This is a genomic window from Bradyrhizobium centrolobii, from assembly GCF_001641635.1.
Lineage (GTDB): Bacteria > Pseudomonadota > Alphaproteobacteria > Rhizobiales > Xanthobacteraceae > Bradyrhizobium > Bradyrhizobium centrolobii.
In genome coordinates, this window is record NZ_LUUB01000090.1 from 124487 (window position 1) to 147103 (window position 22617).

Consider the following 22617-nt stretch of genomic DNA (forward strand, 5'->3'; position numbering starts at 1 on the left):
ACATCTCCTATTCTGCGGCCTGCGCCTGCGCGCCGTAGGCCTCCGAGATCATGAAGCCGGACAGCACGCCGTAGGCGTCGGTCCAGGCCTTCGCGACATCCGGCGTCCAGGCCTCGCCGAGGCCTTTCTCCAGCGTCCACAGCAAGGTCGCGCCGACCACGGGGTAGTGTTCCGCCTTGGCGCCGTAAGCGACGTGGCGCTTGGCGAGCACGGAGGCCGCGGGAAGCATCGAGTCCAGGTTCGACAAACCGCTCACCACGGCGGCAAGCATGCCCATAAGCTTCTTGCGCTGCTCTGTCATGTCCTCGGGAAACATCGCACGCACGGATGGCGCGACCTCGAACAGGCGATCGTAGAACAGCACCGCGGCCGCTTCGGAAATCGGCGCAACCTTGGAAAAGCTCTGCTGGACGAGGGTAATCTGTTCGGGTGTCATGATGTTCTTCTGCCTGTTTCGGTTTGTCTTTGTCCGCGCCGTTGCGGAAAAAGTTCATGGGTCAAACGTCATCAGTGGGGCTTCTCCCCGCGTACGGGGAGAAGCGAGATTCATACCAACCTCAGACCCGCGCCTCGGCGAGGCTCGGCGCGCCTTCTCGCTGCGGGCCGCGACGCAGGTAGAACCACCAGGTCAACCCGAGACAGGAGGCGTAGAAGGCGAGATAGATCGCGAGCGCGAGCTGCGGTCCGCCGGTCATGGCGATCGACTTGCCGAAGCCGCTCGGGATCAGGTAGCCGCCGACGGCGCCGATCGCGCCGATGAAGCCGACCGCCGCACCGCTCTCGATGCTCGCCGTCTTCAGCGCAAGCGCGCGCGCCGCATCGCCTTTGCCGCGCACCTTGAACAGGTTCTCCTCGCGGAAGATCGAGGGGATCATGCGGTAGGTCGAGCCGTTGCCGATGCCGGTCGTCACGAACAGGATCAGGAACATCGACAGGAAGCCGATGAAATCCTTGTTCCCGACGAAGTAGAGCACGCCGATCGTGGCCGCCGCCATCGCGATGAAATTCCAGAAGGTGATGATGGAGCCGCCGACCTTGTCGGCGAGCCATCCGCCGAAGGGTCGCGCCAGCGAGCCGACCAGCGGCCCCAGGAACGCGATCGAGATCGTCATCGCCGGGAATTGCGTCTTGATCAGCAGCGGAAACGCCGCGGAGTAGCCGATGAAGGATCCGAACGTGCCGATATAGAGGTACGCCATGATCCAGGTGTGCTTGCGCTTGACGATCGCGAGCTGGTTCTTCACCGACGACTTGGCCGAGGTGAGGTTGTTCATGAAGAACACGGCGCCGAACACCGCGATCGCGATCGGCAGCACCCACATCAGGCCGGCGTTCTGCAGGAAGATGCCGTCGACGGGCGTCGCCTGGAACAGGTTGATGACGCCGAGCGTCATCAGGATTGGGGTCAGGAGCTGGACGCTGGAGACGCCGATATTGCCGCCGGCCGCGTTCAGACCGAGCGCCGATCCCTTCATCCGGTCCGGGAAGAAGAAGGAGATGTTGGTCATGCTGGAGGCGAAGTTGCCGCCGCCGAGGCCCGCGGTCGAGGCGACCAGCAGCATCAGCCAGAACGGCGTGTCGGGCTGGCTCACGAAATAGGCTAGCGACAGCGTCGGGATGAACAGCACCGCCGCGCTGAAGATGGTCCAGTTGCGGCCGCCGAAAGTCGTGACCGCGAAGGTATAGGGAAAGCGCATCAACGCGCCGATCAGGCCGGGAACGGCGACGAGCTGAAACAGCTGGTCGGTGGTGTAGTGGAAGCCCGCTTGCGGCAGCTTGGTGGTGACGATGCTCCAGATCAGCCAGACCGAGAAGCCGATATGCTCGGCCACGATCGACCAGATCAGGTTGCGTCGCGCGATAGTCTTGCCAGTCGCATTCCAGAACGCCTCGTCTTCGGGGCGCCAGTCTGAAATCCACGTCGGATTTCCAGTCGGATTCGTCGTCATTGATAATCCCTTCTAGGCTCACCGCTGCGTCGTTGCAGGCTCGGCCTCCAGCCATGGAGGCGTGCTCCGAGGCTTCACCCCGGTGGCGAGTTCACGATGCTGATTGATGATGTTGAGGGACGTCGTCGTTGGCGTCACAAATTGACACTTCAATTTCCGTGCCAACTGCGCGCTATCTGGAAATACAGGGATTTCAGCGCGTTATTCGCATTGCCCGAAATATTTGCAGGCCTGTTTCGCACGCTAATTTTGCGATTCGCTCAATCCTTGTGCGCCGCACAAGGATTGAGCGGGATGTCGATTATTTAGGCGCAGGCACTTCGCGCGTTAAACTTTGGTTTACGCGGCCTCAACGAAGCGATGACGCTCGTAGAGGAATTCGAGCACGCGCTGCCGGCACTTCAGATAGGCGGCGTTGGTTGCGAGCTCGAGCCGGTTGCGCGGACGCGCGAGCGGCACGTCGAGGACCTCGCCGATGCGCGCGGACGGGCCGTTGGTCATCATCACGATGCGGTCGGACAGCAGCACGGCCTCGTCGACGTCGTGGGTGATCATCAGGATGGTGTTGCCGAGCTTCTGATGCAGCGCCATCACCGAATCCTGCAGATGCGCGCGCGTCAACGCGTCGAGCGCGCCGAAGGGCTCGTCGAGCAGCAACACCTTCGGCTCCATGGCGAGCGCACGGGCAATGCCGACGCGCTGCTTCATGCCACCGGAGATCTCCGAGGGACGCTTGTCCTTGGCATGGGCCATCTGCACGAGGTTGAGATTGTGCATGACCCAGGCGTCGCGCTCGGCCCGCGTCTTGGTTTTCGCGAAGACCTTGTCGACGCCGAGCTTGACGTTCTCGTAGACGGTGAGCCATGGCAACAGGCTGTGGTTCTGGAACACCACGGCGCGGTCGGGCCCCGGCGAGTTCACCTCGCGGTTCTCAAGCAGCACGCCGCCGGTGGTGGCACGGGTCAGACCCGCGATGATGTTGAGCAGGGTCGACTTGCCGCAGCCGGAATGGCCGATGATCGAGACGTATTCGCCCTTCTCGATTGTGAGGTTGATCTCCTTCAGCACCTCGGTCGTGGCATTGCCGCGGGTGAAGGTCTTGTCGATGTGGTCGAGCTTCAGATAGGCGGTCATATGCTCCTCTCCTTCAGTTCTGCGCGGTGCCGCGGGTGACGATCTTGCCGAGGCCCGCGATCAGGCGGTCGAGCACGAAGCCGACGATGCCGACATAGAACAGCGCCAGGATGATCTCGCTGATGTGCGAGGAGTTCCAGGCGTCCCAGATGAAGAAGCCGATGCCGACGCCGCCGATCAGCATTTCGGCCGCGACGATCGCGAGCCACGACAGGCCAATGCCGATGCGAAGCCCCGTGAAGATGTAGGGCGCGGCCGCCGGGATCATGATCTTGGCGAAGAACTCGAGCGGATTGAGCTGCACCACCGCCGCGACGTTGCGATAGTCCTGCGGGATGTTGCGGATGCCGACCGCGGTGTTGATGATGATCGGCCAGATCGAGGTGATGAAGATGACGAAGATCGCCGACGGCTGGCCGTCGCGGAAGGCCGCGAGCGACAGCGGCAGCCAGGCGAGCGGCGGAATCGTGCGCAGCACCTGGAACAGCGGATCGAGCCCGCGCATCGCCCAGACCGACTGCCCGACCAGCACGCCGAGCGCAATGCCGGCGATTGCGGAGAGCGAATAGCCGAAGGCGACGCGCTGGAGACTGGCGGAGAGATGCCAGAACAGGCCCTTGTCGATGCCGCCATGGTCGAAGAACGGATCGAAGATCAATTCGTGGGTGTCCTTGAACACCTTCGACGGCGGCGGCAGGGTCGAGCCGGCGCGGCGGCAGACGAGCTCCCACACAAGCATCAATAGCGCGAGCACCACCAGCGGCGGGATCACGCGCACGGCGGTCTCCCTCGCCATCCGCGCGTAAGTCTCGCTACGCGGCGGACGCTTCGGCGTCATCGCGACGACCGGCGCGGCGGCGCCTGCAGGCGTCGCCGTGTCAATGTCCATCTTCGTGGCAGGCATGTTCATCGCAATCTCTCTCCGGCTTCCCAAGACGATGCGGCTGCCTGACGGCGGCCGCAGGCTCCATCAGACTTCGACGCGCTTGATCGCGAGCGACTTCAGATAGGCAGCCGGATTTTCGGGATCGAACACCTTGCCGTCGAAGAAGGTCTCCTTGCCGCGCGAGGTGGAGGCCGGGATGTCGGAGGCTGAGACGCCCAGTGTCTTGGCCGCGTCCTTCCAGAGGTCCTCGCGGTTGACCTTGGCGATCAGCGCCTTGCTGTCGAAGCCAGGCTCATACTTGCCCCAGCGGATGTCCTCCGTCATGAACCAGAGATCATGGCTCTGGAACGGATAGGAGGCATGGTCACGCCAATACTTCATGATGTGTGGCGAGTTCTCGACCACCTTGCCGGTGCCGTAGTCGAACTTGCCCTTGGCGCGATCGGCGATGTCCTCGACCGGACAGTTGATCCACTGCCGCTTCGCCATGATCGTGGCGAGCTCTTCCTTGTTCTCCATCTTGTCGGCCCATTGCTGGGCTTCGAGCACGGCCATCAGGATCGCTTTCGTCGCCTTTGGATATTTGTCGACGAACGCGGCGCGCATGCCGAGCGATTTTTCAGGATGCTTGCTCCAGATCTCGCCGGTGTTGACGGCGGTATAGCCGATGCCCTGGTCAACCAACTGTCCGGGCCAGGGCTCACCGACGCAGAAGGCGTCCATGGTGCCGACCTTCATGTTGGCCACCATCTGCGGGGGCGGCACGGTGATGGTCTCGACGTCCTTGTCGGGATCGATGCCGCCGGCGGCGAGCCAATACCGCACCCAGAGATCGTGCGTACCACCCGGGAAGGTCATCGCGACCTTGGCCGACTTGCCTTCGGCCTTCTTCTTCTCGAACGCGGTCTTGAGCGGCGTTGAATCGACGCCGATCTTGAGCTCGGCATATTCCTTGGCGACCGAGATGCACTGCGCATCGAGGTTGAGCCGCGCCAGGATGTACATCGGCGTCGGCTGGTTGTTCTGCGTCACTTTGCCGGCGGAGATCAGATACGGCATCGGCGTGAGGATATGCGCACCGTCGATGCCGTTGCCTTCCGAACCGAGCACGAGATTGTCGCGCGTGGTGCCCCACGAGGCCTGCTTCTGCACGTCGACGTCAGGCACGCCGTGTTTGGCGAACAGGCCCTTATCCTTGGCGACGAACAGCGGACCAGCGTCGCTCAGCGCGATGAAGCCGAGCTTGGCACCCTTGACCTCGGGGCCTGCGTCCTGCGCGAACGCACCGGCGGGGAAATTCAGCTTGGCGGCGGCGAGAAGTGCGGCGGTGCTGCCGGTCGCCTCCAACAATTGACGGCGGCTCAGGCCACCCTCCGAGGGCCGGCGAATGCGCTTGGTCATGGGTCGTGTCGTCCTTTGCGTCGTTGCAGGAAATGATTGCGTCAGTGCACACGAGCCCACTTGTCCGGTGACGCCGCCGTTGGCGCATGCGAACGCATGACGGGAGAGACCCCCGTCGCGGTGGCGTCGGCAAATTCGGATGAGAAGTCTCGCGGGACGGCTTCAATGGCGTCGGCACAAACTATTCAAGCTTTGTGCCAAGCCGAACGGCGCGAATACTACATATATATCAATGGATTATAGCAGTGGAACAGGTTGTCGCAGGTCGCATTTCCGCATGCGGAATTTGCGGCCAGCCCAATTCTTGTGCGCCGCACATAAACTAGGCAGGAGCTCGGATTGCCGTTGTCAGGCGTGTTCCTCGACCTTCACTCCGAGCGGTTTCGGGGCCTGGCCACCGCCCGGCTTGAGGTGGAATTCGTAACTCATCAGATGCCAGCGCCCGTTGGCCCTGGTGCCGTCGGGCATCGCCGGATCGTCACGCGGCTCGACCTTGGCGACGAGGTCGTCCTTGACCCCGAACACCACGTCGGAATCGAGATATTTGTCGCCGCCGATGAAGACGTGGGTGATCAGCGGCTCAAAACCCTTTGCATTCACCAGGAAATGCACATGCGCCGGGCGCATCGGATGGCGCTTGGTCTGCATGATCATCTCGCCGACCGGGCCATCGGTCGGGATCGGATAGCTGCACGGCAGGATGGTGCGGAAGAAGAAGCGGCCGTCGCTATCGGTGACGAAGCGCGCCCGCGCCGAGGCGCCGACCTCGTCATAGTTCGGCTTCTGTGAATCGTAGAAGCCGTCGTCATCCGCATGCCAGACGTCGACGGGGACGCCCACGAGCGGCTTGCCGTCAAGATCCGTGACGCGGCTTTGCACGAACATCTTCTCGCCGGTCAGATTGTGCGGCGAGATATCGGTGCCGTGCGCCGTCACCTTGTGCTCGCCGACATAGAAGGGACCGAGCACGGTGGTCTGGGTGGCGCCCTCGCGGTCGCGATGGTTGACGGCGTCGACCAGCATGGAGACGCCGAGCACGTCGGACAGGAGGATGAATTCCTGGCGCGTGTCGGTGCATTTCTGACCGGTGCGGGTCAGGAAGTCGACCGCGTATTCCCATTCCTCGAAGGTGAGACCGGTCTTGCTCACGTAATCGTGCAGCGATTTCACCAGTTCCTGAAGCAGGAATTTCGCGCGCGGGTTCGGCGTGTTGTCGAAGCTTTTGACGACGGCTTCGGTGAGTTCGGTCTCGTTGAACTGAGTCATAGGCTGTCTGCCCTCGTTTTTTCTCGTTAGCCCCGGCGGGCTCCCTGGCGTTCCGGCAGACAGCCTACACCAGCGGACCCCGCCGCGTTAAGCGCGACCGGCTTGGAATGGGGCCGCCATTTCGGCTATCAACGTCTGACAAAACTGCCCGGAGGAACTGATGCTCGCCCCCACCCCCGCCTCGCCCGAATCCGTCGGCATGTCCAAGGCCGCGCTCGACCGCGTCGATGCGCATCTGAAGAACCGGTACATCGATGCCGGCCGTTTCCCGGGGACGCACCTGCTGGTCTATCGTCGCGGCAAGGTCGCGCACAGCTCGGTCCAGGGCTTTGCCGACGTCGAGCGCAAGGTGCCGGTCAAGGACGACACCATCTACCGCATCTATTCCATGACCAAGCCGCTCACCAGCGTAGCCTTCATGATGCTGGTCGAGGAAGGCCTCGTCGCGATCGACGAGCCCGTCGCCAAATACATTCCGGAGTGGAAGGACCTCGGCGTGTTCGTCGCCGGCACCTCGCCGGCCTTCCTGACCCGGCCGCCGTCCCGGCCGATGCTGATCGTCGACCTGCTGCGCCACACCGCGGGCCTCACCTACGGCTTCCAGCAGCGCTCCAATGTCGATGCCGCCTACCGCGCCGAGAAGATCGGCGAGGTGGAGAAGTCCGGCACGCTCCAGACCATGATCGAGGGGCTGGCAAAAATCCCGCTTGAGTTCTCGCCGGGCGACTCCTGGAATTACTCGGTCGCCACCGACGTGATCGGCTATCTCATCGGCAAGATCTCTGGAATTCCCTTCGAGCAGTTCCTGAGACAGCGCATCCTCGATCCGCTCGGCATGACCGACACCGATTTCCACGTGCCGGCCTCCAAGGCGCATCGCTTCGCTGCCTGCTATTCCGCCGATCCTGGTGGCGGCATGACCTTCCATGCCGGCCAGCGCCGCCAGGGCCTGACGCTCCAGGACGATCCGGCGACGAGCTCGTTCCTGACGCCGCCCTCCTTCATCTCCGGCGGCGGCGGACTGTGCTCGACGGTCGCCGACTATCTCACCTTCTGCCGCGCGCTCCTGAACGGCGGCGAACTCGGCGGCGTCAGGTTGATCGGGCCGAAGACGCTGGCGCTGATGACGACCAACCACATTCCGGGCAACCGCCACCTGCCCGAGGTGTCGCGCTCGCTGTTTTCCGAAGCGACCTACAACGGCATCGGCTTCGGCCTCGGCTTCGCCGTGACCATGCGCCCGGCCGAGACGCTGATCGCCGGCAGCCCCGGCGAATATAATTGGGGCGGCGCGGCCACGACCTCGTTCTGGGTCGATCCGGCAGAGGAGCTGGTCACGATCTTCATGACGCAGGTGCTGCCGTCGAGCGCTTATCCGATCCGCCGCGAGCTGCGCAGCATGGTCTACGCCGCGATCACCGAGAGCAATCTATAGCCCCATGGCTCACGGAACCGGTCTTGGCGCTTCAGCGCCGAGGCCGTTTCGCGCACGCTCCAAACCCGGCAAATGACCTAGCCTTCGGTTCGGTCCTCCCAGTCGTCCCACTTCACGTCGTTGATTTCGAGATAACGAGAAACGGCGACCCCGATGGTTGGGAAGAAGTAATTTTCGCCAAGCTGCGCGAACAGGCCAAATCTTTTCAGCTTGTCCTTTACCGGATCCTTGAGCTCGGCAAAGCACAGCTCGATACCCTGCGCGTGCAGCGCCTGATCCAGTTCGGCAACGACGTCGCAGGCCGTGACGTCCACACTGGTCACCGGCTCAGCCGCAACGACCAGCCAGCGTACGGGTGTGGGCGATGCGGCCACGGCATCCATGACACGTTCCCTGAAGAATTCAGCGTTGGCGAAGAACAGCGGCGCGTCCCACCGAAACAGGACCAGTCCGGGGACACGTCGCGCATCCGGATATCTCGTGATGTCGTGATAGCCTTTGACGCCGTCGGCGCGCCCCAACACGGCGGAGTGAGGGCGCCAACCGTCCCAGAGAAACTCAGCGATGGCGATTGCGATCGCCAGACCTATTCCTGGAATCACCCCGAGCACTGCAACGCCGACAAAGCAGACGATCGCCAACCAGAATTCCCAGCGCTGAATGCGATAGATTCGCTTGAGGTCGACGACCTCAACCAAGCCGATCGCCGAGGCGATGACCACGGCGGCCAATGCCGGGCTGGGCAAATGCCGAAGGAGATTTGGTGCGACCAGCAGGAGCGCCGCGATGGCAAGCGCGCCGACGACGCTGGTGAGTTGGGTCCGAGCGCCGGCGGCTTCCGCAACGGGTGTACGCGAGCTGCTGCTGCTGATCGAGAACCCCTGAAAAAATCCGGTCGCCAGATTGGCGGCGCCGAGCCCCACCAGTTCCTGGTTGGGATCGACCGGCGCTCCCAATCGTGCGGCATAGGCACGTGACAACACACTGGTATCGGCAAACGACACCAGCGCGATGGCACAACCGCCGATCAGCACCGGGACCAGATCGCCGTAGCTGATCCAGGGAACGACGAAACCCGGCAGCCCCTGAGGAAGAGAACCCACGACCTTCAAGCCATAAGTTCCTCCAAGATCCAGCACACCGGCAACGACCGTCGCCCCGACAACCGCGATCAGGATGCCCGGGAGCCGCTTGCTGTTCTTGAGAAGCAGGATCACGATCAACGTGGCGAGCCCGATCCCGAACGCGACCCAGTTTGTCCGTCCTTCGAGGATTGCACCGCCGATCGCCCCTAGGCTCCGCAACGGTCCTTCGCTCTTGATAGAGAAGCCGAGGAGCGTCGGCAGTTGGCTGATCAAGACGGTCAACGCTATTCCGTTCATATAGCCGCAGCGGATCGGCTTGGAGAGAAGCTCGGTGACAAAGCCCAGGCGCGCCAGACCCGCCAGAATGCATACGATCCCCGAAACGATCGCCATCATGCCGGCGAGCGTCGCGGCCCGCAGGGGATCGCCGCCGGCCAACGGAGTGACAACGCCGAGGATGATCCCCACGAGAGCCGAGTCCGGGCCCAGGACGAGTATGCGGCTTGGGCCGAACAACGCGTAGACCAGGAGCGGCACGATCGTTGCGTAAAGACCGTAGATGCCAGGCAGGCCCGATGCCACCGCGTAGGCGATTCCAACCGGAACCAGCATGGTCGCCAGGACGACCCCCGCGAAGATATCGTGCGGAAGCCACGCCGCCTCATATCGACGGAGCGTGTCCAACCCTGGCAGCCAGCGGATCCAATGCTTCATTGGCGGTCACTCCCAAACCCGGATCGGGCTTGCCAGCCGAGCGTCACGAGTTGGCCGTGATTGGCGGACTGGAATCCACTATAGGTCCACTATGGGCGATATGCGGCTGACATGTTGAAGCATGGCGCAGCGATCGAGCAATCTGCTGGCGCTTTTGCACTGCAACTTGTGCATCGTCCGCGCGATCAAAATGCGGGGTGGCACAATCGCCGCGCTGCTCTATGCTCCGCCCTCCGGCGCCGCCGCGCCGGAGCAAGGGTATCCGCGTTTGCCAAAGTTCACCCTGCCGGTCCGGCTAGCTCTTCTGGTCGCTGGAACGACGCTGCCGCTGATCGTCTTCGCCGTCGGCCTCGCCTACTACAACTACCACCAGGATCGCAGCGATGCGACGCGGCGGGTGCTGGAGACGGTCCGCAGCATGCGCCTCGTGCTCGACGCCGAGGTACAGCGGATGACGGGCGGATTGCAGGTGCTCGCACTCAGCGATTCCTTGCGCAGCGGCGACTTCGACAGCTTCCGGCGCATGGCGGAGGGCTTCATCAGCCAGTACGGCAAAGACAGCATCCTACTCCTCGCCGACAGGTCCGGGCGCCAGGTCTTTTCGACGGTGACGGCCGACACCGCGAGCCTGCCACGGCGCAACAATCACGAGATCGTCGAGCGGGTGTTCGCGAGCAAGACGCCGCAATATTCCGATCTGTTCGTCGGCTCGACCAAGAATCGCCCGATCGTGACCGTCGAAGTGCCCGTTCTGCGCAACGGCGAGGTCGTCTATACGCTCTCGTTCAGCCCGCCGCTCGACATCTTTCAGCGGCTGGTCGAACAGCAGCGGCCCGACGACCAGTGGACGGTCTCGCTTCTGGACACCAAGGGCATCGTGTTCGCGCGCACGCCCAATCCGGCCGAGACGTTCGGCAAGCAAGCCTCTCCGTCGCTCTACGACGCGATGTTTCGCGCGCCGGAGGCCGCGCTCCACACGATCTCGCTCGACGGCATCGCGCTGGCATCCGCTTATACGCGATCGCGACTGACCGGCTGGACGATCGCCGCCGGCGTCGCCGAGAGCTCCCTGATCGCACCGCTGTGGCGCAACATCGCGATCACCAGCCTGATCGGCGGCGTGCTGCTCCTGACCGGCCTGACCTTCGCGGTGCGGATGGCGACCACGATCGCGCGCGGCGAGATGCTGCACAACCTTCTGATCGAGGAGCTCAATCACCGCGTCAAGAACACGCTGGCGCTGATGCAGGCGATCGCGGTGCAGACCTTCCGCAGCGCGAGCCGTGACGAGCGGACGAAGTTCGAGGGACGGCTCGGCGCGCTCGCCGAGGCGCATAATCTGCTGAGCCAGGAGAAGTGGCAGGGCTCGGAGCTGAAGGACGTGATCGGACGCGTGCTCCAGCCCTTCCTGCCCTCGGCTCCCGAACGCATCCGGATGGCCGGCCCCGTGGTGCCGCTGTCGCCGCGCCTCGCCGTGGTGCTGTCGATGATCGTGCACGAGATCGCCACCAACGCCGCCAAATACGGCGCGCTGTCCAGCGACACCGGCAGGGTGACGCTGGACTGGGAGGTCACCGCTGAAATGCCGAAGCCGCGGCTGCGGCTGATCTGGACCGAGGCCGGCGGCCCGCCGGTGACAGCGCCAGTGCAGCGCGGCTTCGGCTCACGCCTGATCGAGCGCAGCGCGCGCGACCAGCTCGGCGGCGAGGCAACCGTCGATTTCCTGCCGCGCGGCGTCGTCTACACCGTCAGCTGCTCGCTGGACGAGGCACGCTGAAACGAACCGACACGACGGAGATGACATGAAGATCACCAACGTTCGCACACACATCCTCGAAGCCAAGCTGTCGCAGCCCTTTGCCTATTCGCGGGCCTGGTATGATACGCGCACCGCGATGCTGGTCGAGATCGAGACCGATGAGGGGCTGACCGGATGGGGCGAATGCTATGGGCCGGCGCGGATGACCGCGGCCGTCGTGCAGAACGTCGCGCCATGGCTGATCGGCGAGGATCCGCTGCGCACCGACGTGCTGTGGCAGACCATCTATACACGCTTGCGCGATCACGGCCAGAAAGGCGTCGTTATCCAGGGGCTGAGCGGCATCGACATCGCGCTGTGGGACATCAAGGGCAAGCGGTTTGGCGTGCCCGTTCACCGACTCCTCGGCGGCGCGGCACGCCAGGAGGTGCAGGCCTATGCGACCGGGCTCTACCGGCGCAAATCAGGCGACCCGCTAAAATATCTGCCGGAGGAAGCGGCCGGATATGCCGCCGAGGGATTCGGCGCGGTGAAGCTGAAGGTCGGCTTCGGCATCGCGGAGGATGCCGCCGTCACGCGCGCGGTGCGCGAGGCGATCGGCCCTGACGTCGCGCTGATGATCGATGCGAACCATGCCTATGACGCGGTTGCCGCGATCCGGCTCGGCCGCCTGATCGAACGCTACAACATCGGGTGGTTCGAGGAGCCTGTTCCGCCGGAGGATGTGGCGGGCTACCGCGCGGTGAAATCCGCACTCGCCATTCCCATCGCGGGAGGCGAATGCGAGTTCACCCGCTTCGGCTTCCGCGATCTGTTCGCCTCCCATGCGCTCGACATCGCCCAGCCCGACACCTGCGCGGCCGGTGGCTTGAGCGAATGCAAGAAGATCGCCGACATGAGCGAGGCGTTCGGCATCCGCTACAACCCGCATGTCTGGGGCACCGGCATGGCGATCGCGGCATCGCTCCAGCTGCTCGCGGTGCTCCCCTCGCACACGCCGGCCTCGCTGGCACCGCTCGAGCCCCTGCTCGAATTCGACCGCACCGAGCATCCGATCCGGCAGGCGATCCTGACGCAGCCGATCGAGCATGAGAGGGGCGTCGTGCGCGTCCCTGACGGTCCCGGCCTCGGGATCGAGATCGACCGCAAGGCGCTCGCGCGCTTTGCGGTGAGCTCGTCGGCGTAGGCCTCCTGGAGATCACGAGAGCCCGGGGGCGCCTTTCGGGCCAGGCCTCATCGCTGTCTGAACGGCATAGGTGCCCGGCCCATAAGTCCCGATGAGGGCAAGAGCGCCAAGCAAACCGAGATTCTTCAGGAAGTTAATGGTTTGCATGACGACCTGTGCTTCCGGTGCCGCCCAGAAATTGTGGAACATCAGCGTGGCGGCGATCGTGAACAGCAACAGGACGACGGCCGCCTGGCGTGCGAACAGGCCAAGCAGCAGGGCCGTGCCGCATCCGAGCTCGACCGCGACTGCGCCCACAGCGAGGACGACGCCAAGTCCATCCGCGCCGCCGGGAAGCCGGCCGGCGGTTACGGAAAATGCCAGCACCTTGCCGATGCCGCTGTAGAGAAACAGCGGCGCGATCGCAACGCGCGCGAACAGAAGCACCCAAGCGTCGGGTAGGCTCGCAGTCTCAACGGAACGAGCGGATGTCGGCATTTCGGATCTCCTCTGGTGAAGCCTGGTCAATGAAAGCCGCGTGCGGCCGGCGGTTGTTCATCGATGCACGCGTCATCACTCCGCGGGCGCAACATCGGCGCTCGGAAGACGATTTGCTGTGGCCATGCCAAGCGATCCGATCGCCAGCGCGCCGATGATGGACGCGCCACCAATTGCCCAGAACACAGCGTCGGGACCACCGGTGACCTGCTGCAAGAGACCGATGACATAGGGGCCGAGAATCGCGCCCACGCGGCCGATGCCCAATTCCATCCCCACGCCGCTGGCGCGGAAGCAGGTCTCGTAGGCTCCGGCAGTGAAGTTGTTGAGGACGTGCTGCGCGCCGATGATGCAGAAGCCGGCAATAGCAACGATGGCGAGATTGATGCCGTGACCGCTGACGAAGACGAGCGCCAGCACCGCGATCCCACCGCTCAGCCACCACGTCGCGAGGTAGCGCGGCGTCAGCGCAAAATTGCGGTCGGCCAGCATCGCAAGCGCCAGACCACCGACGAAGGACATCGCCTGCATCAGGGCGCCGAAGCCGAACGAAGCCGCAAAGGTCTCGCCGCGCTTCAGCATGACCGTTGGAATCCAGCCCGTGAGCCCGAAGATCGCGAACAGGCTGAGGAACGCCGTGATCCAGATGGTCAGGGAGACACGGCGATAGCGCGGGCTCAGCAAAGCGCCAATCGTGCTCTGCGGCACCTTGCTGTCGGCCGGCGCGAAGGTCGCATTCTGATAGACGGCCGCCCGCTCCGGCCGCAGTCGCGCGAGCAATGCGCGCAGCTCCTCGACGCGCGACCTGGCCGCCAGGAACCGCGGGCTCTCGGGCAGAATGGCATGGGCCACGAAGGTCAGGGGAATCGACAGCGCGCCGACGTAGTAGAGGATCTGCCAGCCATAATGCGGCGTCAGGAACACGCCGACGAGACCGGCGCAGACGCCTCCGAGCGACCAGCCCAGCGTCACGCCCCAGAGCGAGAACGTGTTGCTGGCGCGCTTTGGCGCAAGCTCGTTGATGAAGGTCGTGCCCAGCGGCAGCAGCACGCCGAGGCCGAGCCCGGTGACGAAGCGCAAGGCGCAGTAGCTCCAGAAATCGTTCGCCAGCAGCGCGGTCAGCAGTGTGAAGATGTTGACGATCCAGAGGCCCGCGAGCAGCGTGCCGCGCCGGCCAAGGCGGTCAGCGATGCCGCCGTGACCGATCGCACCGATCAGGAAGCCGACGAGACCCGAGCTCACCAGGAGACCCGCCTGGCTTGGCGCGAGCCCCCAGGGCTGAGCCACGTAATGGATGACATAGGCCGGATTGAAGGTGTCATAGCCGTCGAACAGCGTGATGAGCGTGATCAGGATGCCGAGCAGCTTGTGGAACGGGCCGATCGGAGCGCCGGACAATTCCTCATGCACGTCGATTTCGGACGAGAAGCTCACGGGTTTCCTCCATTGCAACTGATGACGTCTTCTGCTCTGCGGCAGATTGGATTGATGCGTCGCCGAGCCCGAACAGGGCGCGCGCGTTGTCGCGGCCGATCTTGAGGCGGTCGCCTTCGGAGATCGCAGCCGTGTCGAACCAGTCGGCGGCGTGATCGATGTTCTCGAACGGCCAGTCGGTGGAGAAGAGGATGCGATCGGCGCCGATCTCGAGCATCGCGTCGATCAGCGCCTGGGTGCGGAAATTGCCCGACGTGGTGATGTAGAAATTCTCGCGGAAATAGTCGGCGATCTTGCGCCGCGCCGGATAGGCGTTCTGGGTCCGCATCCACTTGTTGTGATTGTCGACGCGCCACATCGAGTACGGCAGCCCCTCCCCCATGTGACCGAGGATGATCTGCAGCCGCGGATGCGCATCGAACAGGCCGCAGCCCATCAGGCGCAAGGCGTGCACCGCGGTTTCCTGCCCGAATGCCCAGGTCGGGCCCAACAGCCAGCGATGCCCCTCGTAAATGGCTGCGTCCTTCGCAAGCGGATTGCGCGGGTGCAGATAAAAGGGGACGCCGAGACGCTCGACCTCCGACCAGAACGGCCAGAACTCCTTGCGATCGTAATAGAGAGCGTGATCGGTGCCGGCGAGTTCGCTGAAGCCGTTGACGAGCGCGCCGCGAAATCCAAGCGCGCTGGCGCAACGATCGAGCTCGCGCGCGGCCGCGTCGGGATCCTGCATTGGCAGCGCCGCGAGACCCTGGAAACGATCGGGGCGTCTTGCGACCTGCTCGGCGAGAAAGTCGTTGGCACGACGCGACAAATCCACTGCGCGATTGCGGTCGGAAAGCGCCTGGACCGCCGGTGCATTCAGTGACAGCAGCATCATCTCGATGCCATGGGCATCCATCTCCGCGAGCCGCCGGTCGTGGATGTCGAGCAGCCGCGCCTTGAGCTCGACCCAGTCCTCGGCCGGCGCGAAGCCCGCGCTGTCGTGGACGGTCCCCTCCATCGCGAAATGCTCTTCGAGCGCAATCTTGCCCTGCATGGCGTAGTTCCTTCGGCTTTGCTTTCGGCGTTGACAAAGCAGAGCACTGAGCGCAAATACTTGTCAATGAGAAAGTTGCATTTGCAAATGATTGGTATGCAAATATTGCCCATGCGAAGGTTGGCGCTTATCCCGGGCGGAGTTCTCCCGCCAGGACCCAAGCCCATGTATCGATTTTCGAATTCGCTCCCCTATCTGCTTGCCAGGCTCGGCGTGCGCATGGGCGATCTCTTCGCGCGCGTGATCCGCCACGAGAAGTTGACGCTTCCGATGTACCGCGTGCTCGCCGCACTGTCCGAGCAAGGCCACCCGTTGCGGCTCGGAGAGATCGCCGAGCTGACTTCGGCCGATGTGTCCACCCTGTCACGCATCGTCGCGGAGATGAGCCGCGCGGGCCTGCTCACGCGCGACCGGCCCGAGAACGACCAGCGCAGCCTCCAGGTCGCCCTGACGCCCAAAGGCGCCGAGCTGGCGGCACGGCTGATGCCGCTCGCCGCCTACTATGAAGAGGTCGCAACCGGCAGCATGTCCGCCAAGGAAGCGGCGGAGCTCAAGCGCGTGCTGGTCGAGCTCTACAAGAACATCGATCGGCTCGAGCAGGAAGTCGAAGCCGGATCGATCAAGGTCGCGCCGCCGGCGCGGCCGAAAGACGTCCGTGAGGAGCGGCTTGAGGCGAAGGGCAAGACGGGTCAGCCGCGCGGAAAGACATCACGCAAATAGGGAAACGACCAAGGAGAGGCCATGCGACAGGAACCCATCATCATTGCAGGCGGCGGCATCGGCGGGCTTGCAGCCGCCATCGCGCTGGCGCGGAAGGGTTTCCAGGTCACGGTCCTCGAACGGGCGTCGCGCTATCAGGAGATCGGCGCCGGCATTCAGCTCGGCCCCAACGCATTTCACGCCTTCGACCGTCTCGATCTCGGCAACGCGGCGCGCTCGATCGCCGTCTTCATCGACCAGCTCCGGCTGATGGATGCGATCTCGGCGGAGGAGATCACCAACATCGATCTGACCAGCTATTTCCGCCGGCGTTTTGGCAATCCATATGCCGTGGTTCATCGCGGCGATCTTCATGGCATTTTCGTCCGCGCTTGCGAGGCGCACCCCAATGTCACCTTACGGACTGATTGTGACGTGGTCGGATATGATCAGAATGGCCCGCGGGCCACCGCCCTGCTCAAGTCCGGCGAGCGTGTCACCGGGTGTCTGCTGGTCGGCGCGGACGGGCTCCGCTCCCGCATTCGCCAACAGATGGTCGGTGACGGCGCGCCGCGGATCGCCGGCCACACCACCTATCGTTCGGTCATCCCGACCGAGCAGATGCCGGAGGATCTGCGCTGGAACGCTGCGACGCTATGGGCCGGTGCCAAATGCCATCTCGTGCATTACCCGCTTTCGGGCTGGAAGGTGTTCAATCTCGCGATCACCTGCCACAACGACCCGGCGGAGGCTTTCGCCGCCCGGCCCGTGACCCATGAGGAGGTCCTTGAAGGTTTCGGGGACGTGCATCCCCGCGCCAAGGCGATCATTCATCACGGAAAGGACTGGAAGGCCTGGGTAACCAGCGATCGCGATCCGACCGATCGCTGGATCGACGGGCGCGTCGTTCTCCTCGGCGACGCCGCGCATCCGATGCTGCAATATTTTGCGCAAGGCGCCTGCATGGCACTGGAGGACGCGGTTTGCCTCGCCGAAGAGCTCGACCAGGCGCAGGGCGACATCGGGCACGCGCTGGAGCGATATAGAAATGCCCGCCTACTGCGCACCGCGCGGGTCCAGCTCCAGGCCCGGGAACTCGGCGACCACGTCTACCACCCGGCCGGCGTCCACGCGCTCTTGCGCAATCAGCTCATTCGCGAGACCAGCCTGGAGCGCTTCTGCGAGAATCTGGCCTGGCTCTATCAGGACCCGTTCTCCGAACGGTCGTCGGACGTCGCAAGAAAGATCACGCAGACCTGAGACGGAACGGCGCGATCGGCAAGCGTGGCGCTAGCCGATCGTCTGCAGCACCGGGAACGTCTCGAGCAGCCAGATGCTCACATTCGAGACTGCGCCGGTGAGAAATGCGATGCCGGTGATCACCATCAATACGCCCATGGCGCGCTCGACATTGGCGAGCTGCCCCTTCATGCGCGCGAACAGTTTTGAGAACTGCTCGATCATCAAAGCGGCGATCAGGAAGGGAATGCCGAGGCCGGCGGAATAGACCGCGAGCAGGCCCGCCCCCTTCGTCACCGTCGCCTCGGCCGCGGCGATCGAGAGGATGGCGGCGAGGATCGGGCCGATGCAGGGCGTCCAGCCGAAGGCGAAGGCGAGCCCCATGACGTAGGCGCCCCAGAGCCCGACGGGTTTCGGGATCGGCAACCGGCCTTCGCGCATCAACAGGCCGATGCGCGTCAGCCCGAGGAAATGCAGACCCATCACGATAATGACGACGCCGGCGAGGATCGAGAGCTCGGCCGACCAGGCCCGGATCAGCCCGCCGACCAGCGAGGCGCTGGCACCCAGCGCGACGAAGATCGTCGAGAAGCCGAGAACGAACAGCAGCGCCGACATCATGACGGCCCGCTTGGAGGCCGATGCCGGCTCCTCGCTTTCGACATGCTCGATCGTGGCGCCGGTGAGATAGATCAGATAGGGCGGAACCAGGGGCAGAACGCAAGGGGAGAGAAAGCTGACGAGGCCGGCTATCAGCGCCGCCGGAATCGAAACATTTTGCATGATGCAGTCGGAGCCATTTCGGGCCCCTGGCAGCGCGCGAGGACTGCGCGAGGCCGGAGCCGGACCGGCTCTGGTGTAGCCGATACCGGGGAATGCGCAACAGAGGCGCAGGCAAACCAAGGCTCCTCCCGATGCCGTCTGTGATCACAGATGCGGCATCGGGACGCGCACAAATCTCGCAAAAGCGGATTCGGCGGCGCGGCTACTTCACCACGCGGAGCAGCGGACGCCGGGGCTGGTCCTGCGTCTGCTTGGAAGGGGGCGGCGGTTCGCTTGCAGCGCCCCGCAGCATTTCGTCGCACAATGCCCGAAGGTCGGCATTGTCAATTCCTTTAAGTCTCATCCGCACATCGAGGATGACGATGGACAGCAGCTCGGCCGACTCGCGGCTATTGCTCTCGTTGAGAACCCTGCGGCACTCCTCGAGCGTCTCCAGCACCGACTGCAATTGTTCGTCTAAATGCGACACTGGCGTTCTTTCCGTTCGTTCGGCCTGCGAGAAGTGATTGCAACGTTCCCCTCGGCCCCCATATCGGGGCGAAGATAGCACGGGGAATTTACGCCTCCGAACACGAATTCAGCGCATTCCCGGCCCGAAACCGCGGTTCTGTCCAGGAACGAGACACCGGGTGATCGGCGAAGGGCGCGGCGCTGAACAGTAAAATGCCTGGCCCGGGACGAACGATCCGTGCTGCAAGACCGCACTGGCCGTCGCGCGAGGTCCATCCCGTCGGACGAATCCGCTATCCTCGCCGCCATCTCAAGGCTCGCAACGGAACGCACGCGATACCCCTCTTCCGGGCGACAGTTTGCCCGATTCCCAGCCCAGGCGCACCCCAATACCACTTGTGGTGTAGTAAAGATGGCGTTCAAAAGTCGCCGTTCCTCAACCCGTCGTGGTTGTGGTTTGCGCGAGATTCTGCCAGTTTAGCGGGCCGAAAGGACTTGTATGCACCTCTTGGCGGAAAGGGGCGTTCCACTGGAGGAACGCCAGAAAACAAACCTCAGCGGCCTCTCGGATTGGGACGCGGCGCGCATATTCCTTGAAGTCGTCCGCTGCGGCAGCTTCCGCTCGGCAGCCGAGCGTTTGTCGCTATCGATCAACGCCGTGCGGCGGCGAATCGACGATTTCGAACGCCAGACAGGCACCACCCTCTTCACCCGCGACGTCCACGGTACGCATCTGACCGACGAAGGCGCGCTGGTGGTCTCCGCTGTCGAGCGGATGGAGGCGGCCACCTTCGACGTTTTGCGCGCCAGCGATTCGAAGGCCAATGCGCTGTCCGGCGAGGTGCGCGTCGCCGTCACCGAAGGGCTTGGGACATTCTGGCTCGCTCCGCGGCTCGTCGAATTTCAGCAGACCTATCCCAGGATCCTGGTCGACCTGCATTGCGCGATGCGTTCGGCCGACGTCTCCCGCCACGAGGCCGACGTCGCCATCCATCTGTCGCGTCCCTCCGCGCTCGACATCAAGCTGGTGCGGCTCGGCCGAATGCATCTGATGTTCTGGGCCGCGAAGAAATATGTCGAGAAACATGGCGCGCCGCAGACGGCGGCGGAATTGATCAAGCACCGCTTGGTGCTGCAATTCGCCGACCAGCTCGCCGCCAAGGAAACTTTTGAGAGCTTCTTCCCGGGCGTTCCTGAACGTGACCTTCTGGTCATGAAGACCAACGTCTCAAGCGCCAACTACTGGGCTGTCGCGAATGGCGCCGGAATCGGCGTATTCCCGAGCTACGCCATTGCGCTTGGCGGGAAGTTGACGCCACTGGAGGTCGAGCTGAACAGACCGCTGGATATCTGGTTGTCCTACCACCCCGGTAGCGGCCGGATTCCGAGAGTGCGGCACATGATTGACTGGCTGATCGACGCTTTCAATCCGGCACGCTTCCCGTGGTTTAAGGACGAATTCGTGCATCCGCATGAATTCAAGGACTTGTATATGGGCGAACCCCTGACCCAGCTCTTCGGGGGATTTTCAACCGAAGAACGGTGAGAACAAGATGAAAGCAGCGGCAAAGAGAATGAAGCAGCGCAGTGCCGGCAAGCCGGACATCGAGCTTGGCAAACGGATTCGTCTGCGGCGCGTCGAGATGAAAATCTCGCAGGCCGAGCTGGGCGAGAAGCTCGGCGTCAGCTTCCAGCAGGTCCAGAAATACGAGAAGGGCGTCAATCGCGTCGGTGCGGCTCGGCTTCAGCAAATCGCCTCCGCTCTCGATGTGCCCGTTACCTTCTTCTATGACGGCGACAACAAGGCGCGCGAGGTCGAGAGCCTGCTCTTCCTCGACAGCGCCTTCAGCCTCCGGCTGCTGCGCGCCTACAGCAAGATCAAGGATCAGACGGTGCAGCGTCAGCTCGTCTCGCTGATGGAATCGATCGCGGCGAACGAAGCCTGAGAGCGATCAGAGGTCTGGCCGTCATGGCCGACGTTCAATCCGCCGCGTCGCGGGGGCGCGGCCGGATTGAACGAGACCTTGGACCGCGCGCATGACGCGCGCGGCGTTTGCCTTTGCGGGGCGGCCTGACCGTCCCTTTTTTCTGGCATTTGCTCCAATCGCATCGCGGTTTCCGCGAACCCATTCAGGATCTGCCGCGACCTAATCGAGAGACCCAGCGTCACGAACGCCTGGGCGCTCGAGGGGCCACGCTTAATCGGACCGCAACCCTGATGCCCTAGCCTGCCGGCGCCTTCGCTGCCCGGGGGCGCCGGCATCGGCGGGNCTTCGCGAGCCCCGTCCGGGCCTCGTCCTCATGGGGAAGACCAGACATGTCGAAGCGCCACGCCGTGATCGTTGCCATGGGCCTGTTCGCGAGCGCCTCGGCGTTTGCGCAAACCGAGACCACCGGCCAGGCCGGTCCCAAGCCGGCGCCCCCGGCCGGCACGATGCCCGCGGCGGCAAACCCGGCCCACGCAGCCGCGCCGAAAACCGCCGCCTCGGTGCCTGCTTCGACGCCGGAGAGCCGCTCGGCGGCGGCACTCGCAATCTCGCATGAGCCAACCTATGACGAAGGCACCGCACAGCGGATCAAGGATGCGGCGCTCAGCTATTCCGACCTCGCGGTCCGCGGCGGCTGGCCGACGATCCCTGCTGATGCGAAATTCGCCCTCGGCGTCCAGGGCGCCAGCGATGACTTGCTGCGCAAGCGGCTGATCGTCTCCGGCGACCTCGCCGCCGACAAGGCGAGCGGCGCCTTCGACCAAAATCTCGCCGACGCCGTGAAACGCTTCCAGGCTCGTCACGGCCTCGCCCCAACCGGCATGATGACGCCGCGCACGATCGCGGCGATGAACGTGCCGGTGCAGAAGCGCATCCGCCAGTTGGAGGCTTCGCTGGAGCGGCTCGAGAACATCAACTTTGCCTTCGGCCCGCGCTACGTCGTGGTCAATATCCCCGCAGCCTTCGCCGAAGCGGTCGAGAACGACGTGGTGGTGCGGCGCTATCGCGTCATCGTCGGCAAGACCGAGAAGCCCTCGCCGACGCTGACCGCGTCGATTACCGGCGTCGTCCTCAATCCGACCTGGACAGTGCCCTCCTCGATCGCCAAGAGCGAAATCTCCGCGCATATGCGCAAGGATCCCGCCTACCTGTCGCGCATGCACATGGAGGTGCTCGACGGCCACGACAACCCGATCGATCCGCATTCGGTCGACTGGTCGGGCACGCACACGCCGAATTTCACGGTGCGCCAGCAGAATGGCACCTGGAACGCGCTCGGCGCGGTCAAGATCGACATGCCGAACTCCTATTCGGTCTACATGCACGATACCAACCAGCGCAATCTGTTCAGCGACGACTACCGCTTCGACTCCCACGGCTGCTCGCGCGTCGACAACGTGCGCGACCTCGCCGCCTGGCTCCTGAAGGACCAGCCGAAATGGACCCGCGCCGAGATCGACGCGGCGATCGCCACCGGGCAGCACCAGGAGGTAGCCATGGCGAAGAAGGTGCCGGTGGCCTGGATCTATCTGACGGCGTGGATGGCCAAGGACCAGACCATCCAGTTCCGCAACGACGTCTATAACCAGGACGAGCAATTGCTGGAGGCGACCGCCGAAGAGGCGGCGTTCTTTGGCAACGCCGCCAATCATCCGCTGACCGCGCACATGGCGCAGTAGGATGGCGCAGTAGGCAT

21 protein-coding genes are annotated in these 22617 nt (G+C 63.9%); 9 read left to right on the forward strand and 12 right to left on the reverse strand.

Annotated elements, in window-relative coordinates; translation table 11 throughout:
• Window positions 1-7: 7 nt before the first annotated feature.
• Both AYJ54_RS32735 and AYJ54_RS32740 read right to left on the reverse strand, forming a co-directional pair.
• A complete protein-coding gene (locus tag AYJ54_RS32735; RefSeq protein WP_063705613.1) occupies window positions 8-436 on the reverse strand; it encodes a globin family protein in 429 nt (142 codons plus the stop codon).
• 121 nt (window positions 437-557) lie between these two features.
• Entirely contained in the window at window positions 558-1949 is a 1392-nt protein-coding gene (locus AYJ54_RS32740) for an MFS transporter (RefSeq protein WP_063705615.1), read from the reverse strand.
• Between the two features lie 96 nt (window positions 1950-2045).
• On the opposite strand from AYJ54_RS32740, the gene AYJ54_RS50000 reads away from it, so the two are divergent.
• A complete protein-coding gene (locus tag AYJ54_RS50000) occupies window positions 2046-2258 on the forward strand; it encodes a hypothetical protein (RefSeq protein ID WP_136624079.1) in 213 nt (70 codons plus the stop codon).
• A 30-nt stretch (window positions 2259-2288) separates the two neighbouring features.
• Here AYJ54_RS50000 and AYJ54_RS32745 read toward each other — a convergent pair whose 3' ends face one another.
• The 4 genes from AYJ54_RS32745 to AYJ54_RS32760 form a co-directional block, all read right to left on the reverse strand.
• Window positions 2289-3083: an ABC transporter ATP-binding protein gene (locus AYJ54_RS32745; protein WP_063705617.1), complete on the reverse strand. Its 795-nt coding sequence runs from the start codon at window positions 3081-3083 to the stop codon at window positions 2289-2291.
• A 13-nt stretch (window positions 3084-3096) separates the two neighbouring features.
• Entirely contained in the window at window positions 3097-3993 is an 897-nt protein-coding gene (gene ntrB / locus AYJ54_RS32750) for a nitrate ABC transporter permease (RefSeq protein ID WP_063705618.1), read from the reverse strand.
• Between the two features lie 60 nt (window positions 3994-4053).
• Window positions 4054-5370 (reverse strand): CmpA/NrtA family ABC transporter substrate-binding protein, encoded by a 1317-nt coding sequence (locus tag AYJ54_RS32755; protein WP_063705620.1) that lies wholly within the window; start codon window positions 5368-5370, stop codon window positions 4054-4056.
• Window positions 5371-5718: 348 nt separating this feature from the next.
• Window positions 5719-6636 carry a dioxygenase family protein gene (locus AYJ54_RS32760; protein ID WP_063705622.1) on the reverse strand — a complete coding sequence of 306 codons (918 nt, stop codon included), beginning with the start codon at window positions 6634-6636 and terminating at the stop codon, window positions 5719-5721.
• A gap of 160 nt (window positions 6637-6796) precedes the next feature.
• Between AYJ54_RS32760 and AYJ54_RS32765 the strand changes: the two genes are divergently transcribed.
• Complete coding sequence (locus AYJ54_RS32765; RefSeq protein ID WP_063705623.1) at window positions 6797-8071, forward strand: serine hydrolase domain-containing protein; 1275 nt, start codon at window positions 6797-6799, stop codon at window positions 8069-8071.
• A 77-nt stretch (window positions 8072-8148) separates the two neighbouring features.
• On the opposite strand, the gene AYJ54_RS32770 is transcribed toward AYJ54_RS32765, so the two are convergent.
• Window positions 8149-9870 (reverse strand): SulP family inorganic anion transporter, encoded by a 1722-nt coding sequence (locus AYJ54_RS32770; protein ID WP_063705625.1) that lies wholly within the window; start codon window positions 9868-9870, stop codon window positions 8149-8151.
• Between the two features lie 268 nt (window positions 9871-10138).
• Here AYJ54_RS32770 and AYJ54_RS32775 point away from each other — a divergent pair, with 268 nt between their 5' ends.
• Together AYJ54_RS32775 and AYJ54_RS32780 are read left to right on the forward strand one after the other, a co-directional pair.
• Window positions 10139-11647 (forward strand): sensor histidine kinase, encoded by a 1509-nt coding sequence (locus AYJ54_RS32775; RefSeq protein ID WP_063705816.1) that lies wholly within the window; start codon window positions 10139-10141, stop codon window positions 11645-11647.
• 25 nt (window positions 11648-11672) lie between these two features.
• The gene (locus AYJ54_RS32780; RefSeq protein WP_063705627.1) at window positions 11673-12815 is read left to right on the forward strand and encodes a mandelate racemase/muconate lactonizing enzyme family protein; all 1143 of its coding nucleotides are present in this window, start codon (window positions 11673-11675) and stop codon (window positions 12813-12815) included.
• A gap of 12 nt (window positions 12816-12827) precedes the next feature.
• On the opposite strand, the gene AYJ54_RS32785 is transcribed toward AYJ54_RS32780, so the two are convergent.
• The 3 genes from AYJ54_RS32785 to AYJ54_RS32795 form a co-directional block, all read right to left on the reverse strand.
• Complete coding sequence (locus AYJ54_RS32785; RefSeq protein ID WP_063705629.1) at window positions 12828-13292, reverse strand: DoxX family protein; 465 nt, start codon at window positions 13290-13292, stop codon at window positions 12828-12830.
• A gap of 75 nt (window positions 13293-13367) precedes the next feature.
• Window positions 13368-14726: an MFS transporter gene (locus tag AYJ54_RS32790; RefSeq protein WP_082905962.1), complete on the reverse strand. Its 1359-nt coding sequence runs from the start codon at window positions 14724-14726 to the stop codon at window positions 13368-13370.
• Entirely contained in the window at window positions 14695-15762 is a 1068-nt protein-coding gene (locus AYJ54_RS32795; protein WP_063705632.1) for an amidohydrolase family protein, read from the reverse strand. Before AYJ54_RS32795 ends, AYJ54_RS32790 begins: the two co-directional genes overlap by 32 nt.
• A 165-nt stretch (window positions 15763-15927) precedes the next feature.
• On the opposite strand from AYJ54_RS32795, the gene AYJ54_RS32800 reads away from it, so the two are divergent.
• Both AYJ54_RS32800 and AYJ54_RS32805 read left to right on the forward strand, forming a co-directional pair.
• Window positions 15928-16482, forward strand: coding sequence for a MarR family winged helix-turn-helix transcriptional regulator (locus tag AYJ54_RS32800; protein WP_063705634.1), 555 nt, complete (start codon window positions 15928-15930; stop codon window positions 16480-16482).
• Between the two features lie 21 nt (window positions 16483-16503).
• Window positions 16504-17721, forward strand: a complete 1218-nt coding sequence (locus tag AYJ54_RS32805; protein WP_063705636.1) for a 3-hydroxybenzoate 6-monooxygenase — start codon at window positions 16504-16506, stop codon at window positions 17719-17721.
• Window positions 17722-17751: 30 nt separating this feature from the next.
• Here AYJ54_RS32805 and AYJ54_RS32810 read toward each other — a convergent pair whose 3' ends face one another.
• Together AYJ54_RS32810 and AYJ54_RS32815 are read right to left on the reverse strand one after the other, a co-directional pair.
• On the reverse strand, window positions 17752-18483 hold the full coding sequence (locus tag AYJ54_RS32810; RefSeq protein WP_063705638.1) for a cytochrome c biogenesis CcdA family protein: 732 nt from the start codon (window positions 18481-18483) through the stop codon (window positions 17752-17754).
• Between the two features lie 202 nt (window positions 18484-18685).
• Window positions 18686-18952: a hypothetical protein gene (locus AYJ54_RS32815; protein WP_063705640.1), complete on the reverse strand. Its 267-nt coding sequence runs from the start codon at window positions 18950-18952 to the stop codon at window positions 18686-18688.
• A gap of 480 nt (window positions 18953-19432) precedes the next feature.
• On the opposite strand from AYJ54_RS32815, the gene AYJ54_RS32820 reads away from it, so the two are divergent.
• The 3 genes from AYJ54_RS32820 (at window position 19433) to AYJ54_RS32830 (ending at window position 22600) form a co-directional block, all read left to right on the forward strand.
• Complete coding sequence (locus AYJ54_RS32820; RefSeq protein WP_063705642.1) at window positions 19433-20479, forward strand: LysR family transcriptional regulator; 1047 nt, start codon at window positions 19433-19435, stop codon at window positions 20477-20479.
• 28 nt (window positions 20480-20507) lie between these two features.
• Window positions 20508-20879, forward strand: a complete 372-nt coding sequence (locus AYJ54_RS32825; RefSeq protein WP_027546544.1) for a helix-turn-helix domain-containing protein — start codon at window positions 20508-20510, stop codon at window positions 20877-20879.
• 371 nt (window positions 20880-21250) lie between these two features.
• Entirely contained in the window at window positions 21251-22600 is a 1350-nt protein-coding gene (locus AYJ54_RS32830; protein WP_063705644.1) for a L,D-transpeptidase family protein, read from the forward strand.
• Window positions 22601-22617: the final 17 nt, after the last annotated feature.

Coding starts and splice junctions, on each gene's coding strand:
- AYJ54_RS32755 (WP_063705620.1), bottom strand. CDS start 5,370: ATGACCAAGCGCATTCGCCGGCCCTCGGAGGGTGGCCTGAGCCGCCGT.
- AYJ54_RS32760 (WP_063705622.1), bottom strand. CDS start 6,636: ATGACTCAGTTCAACGAGACCGAACTCACCGAAGCCGTCGTCAAAAGC.
- AYJ54_RS32780 (WP_063705627.1), top strand. CDS start 11,673: ATGAAGATCACCAACGTTCGCACACACATCCTCGAAGCCAAGCTGTCG.
- ntrB (WP_063705618.1), bottom strand. CDS start 3,993: ATGAACATGCCTGCCACGAAGATGGACATTGACACGGCGACGCCTGCA.
- AYJ54_RS32740 (WP_063705615.1), bottom strand. CDS start 1,949: ATGACGACGAATCCGACTGGAAATCCGACGTGGATTTCAGACTGGCGC.
- AYJ54_RS50000 (WP_136624079.1), top strand. CDS start 2,046: ATGCTGATTGATGATGTTGAGGGACGTCGTCGTTGGCGTCACAAATTG.
- AYJ54_RS32745 (WP_063705617.1), bottom strand. CDS start 3,083: ATGACCGCCTATCTGAAGCTCGACCACATCGACAAGACCTTCACCCGC.
- AYJ54_RS32830 (WP_063705644.1), top strand. CDS start 21,251: ATGTCGAAGCGCCACGCCGTGATCGTTGCCATGGGCCTGTTCGCGAGC.
- AYJ54_RS32825 (WP_027546544.1), top strand. CDS start 20,508: ATGAAGCAGCGCAGTGCCGGCAAGCCGGACATCGAGCTTGGCAAACGG.
- AYJ54_RS32820 (WP_063705642.1), top strand. CDS start 19,433: ATGCACCTCTTGGCGGAAAGGGGCGTTCCACTGGAGGAACGCCAGAAA.
- AYJ54_RS32770 (WP_063705625.1), bottom strand. CDS start 9,870: ATGAAGCATTGGATCCGCTGGCTGCCAGGGTTGGACACGCTCCGTCGA.
- AYJ54_RS32795 (WP_063705632.1), bottom strand. CDS start 15,762: ATGCAGGGCAAGATTGCGCTCGAAGAGCATTTCGCGATGGAGGGGACC.
- AYJ54_RS32735 (WP_063705613.1), bottom strand. CDS start 436: ATGACACCCGAACAGATTACCCTCGTCCAGCAGAGCTTTTCCAAGGTT.
- AYJ54_RS32785 (WP_063705629.1), bottom strand. CDS start 13,292: ATGCCGACATCCGCTCGTTCCGTTGAGACTGCGAGCCTACCCGACGCT.
- AYJ54_RS32810 (WP_063705638.1), bottom strand. CDS start 18,483: ATGCAAAATGTTTCGATTCCGGCGGCGCTGATAGCCGGCCTCGTCAGC.
- AYJ54_RS32800 (WP_063705634.1), top strand. CDS start 15,928: ATGTATCGATTTTCGAATTCGCTCCCCTATCTGCTTGCCAGGCTCGGC.
- AYJ54_RS32805 (WP_063705636.1), top strand. CDS start 16,504: ATGCGACAGGAACCCATCATCATTGCAGGCGGCGGCATCGGCGGGCTT.
- AYJ54_RS32765 (WP_063705623.1), top strand. CDS start 6,797: ATGCTCGCCCCCACCCCCGCCTCGCCCGAATCCGTCGGCATGTCCAAG.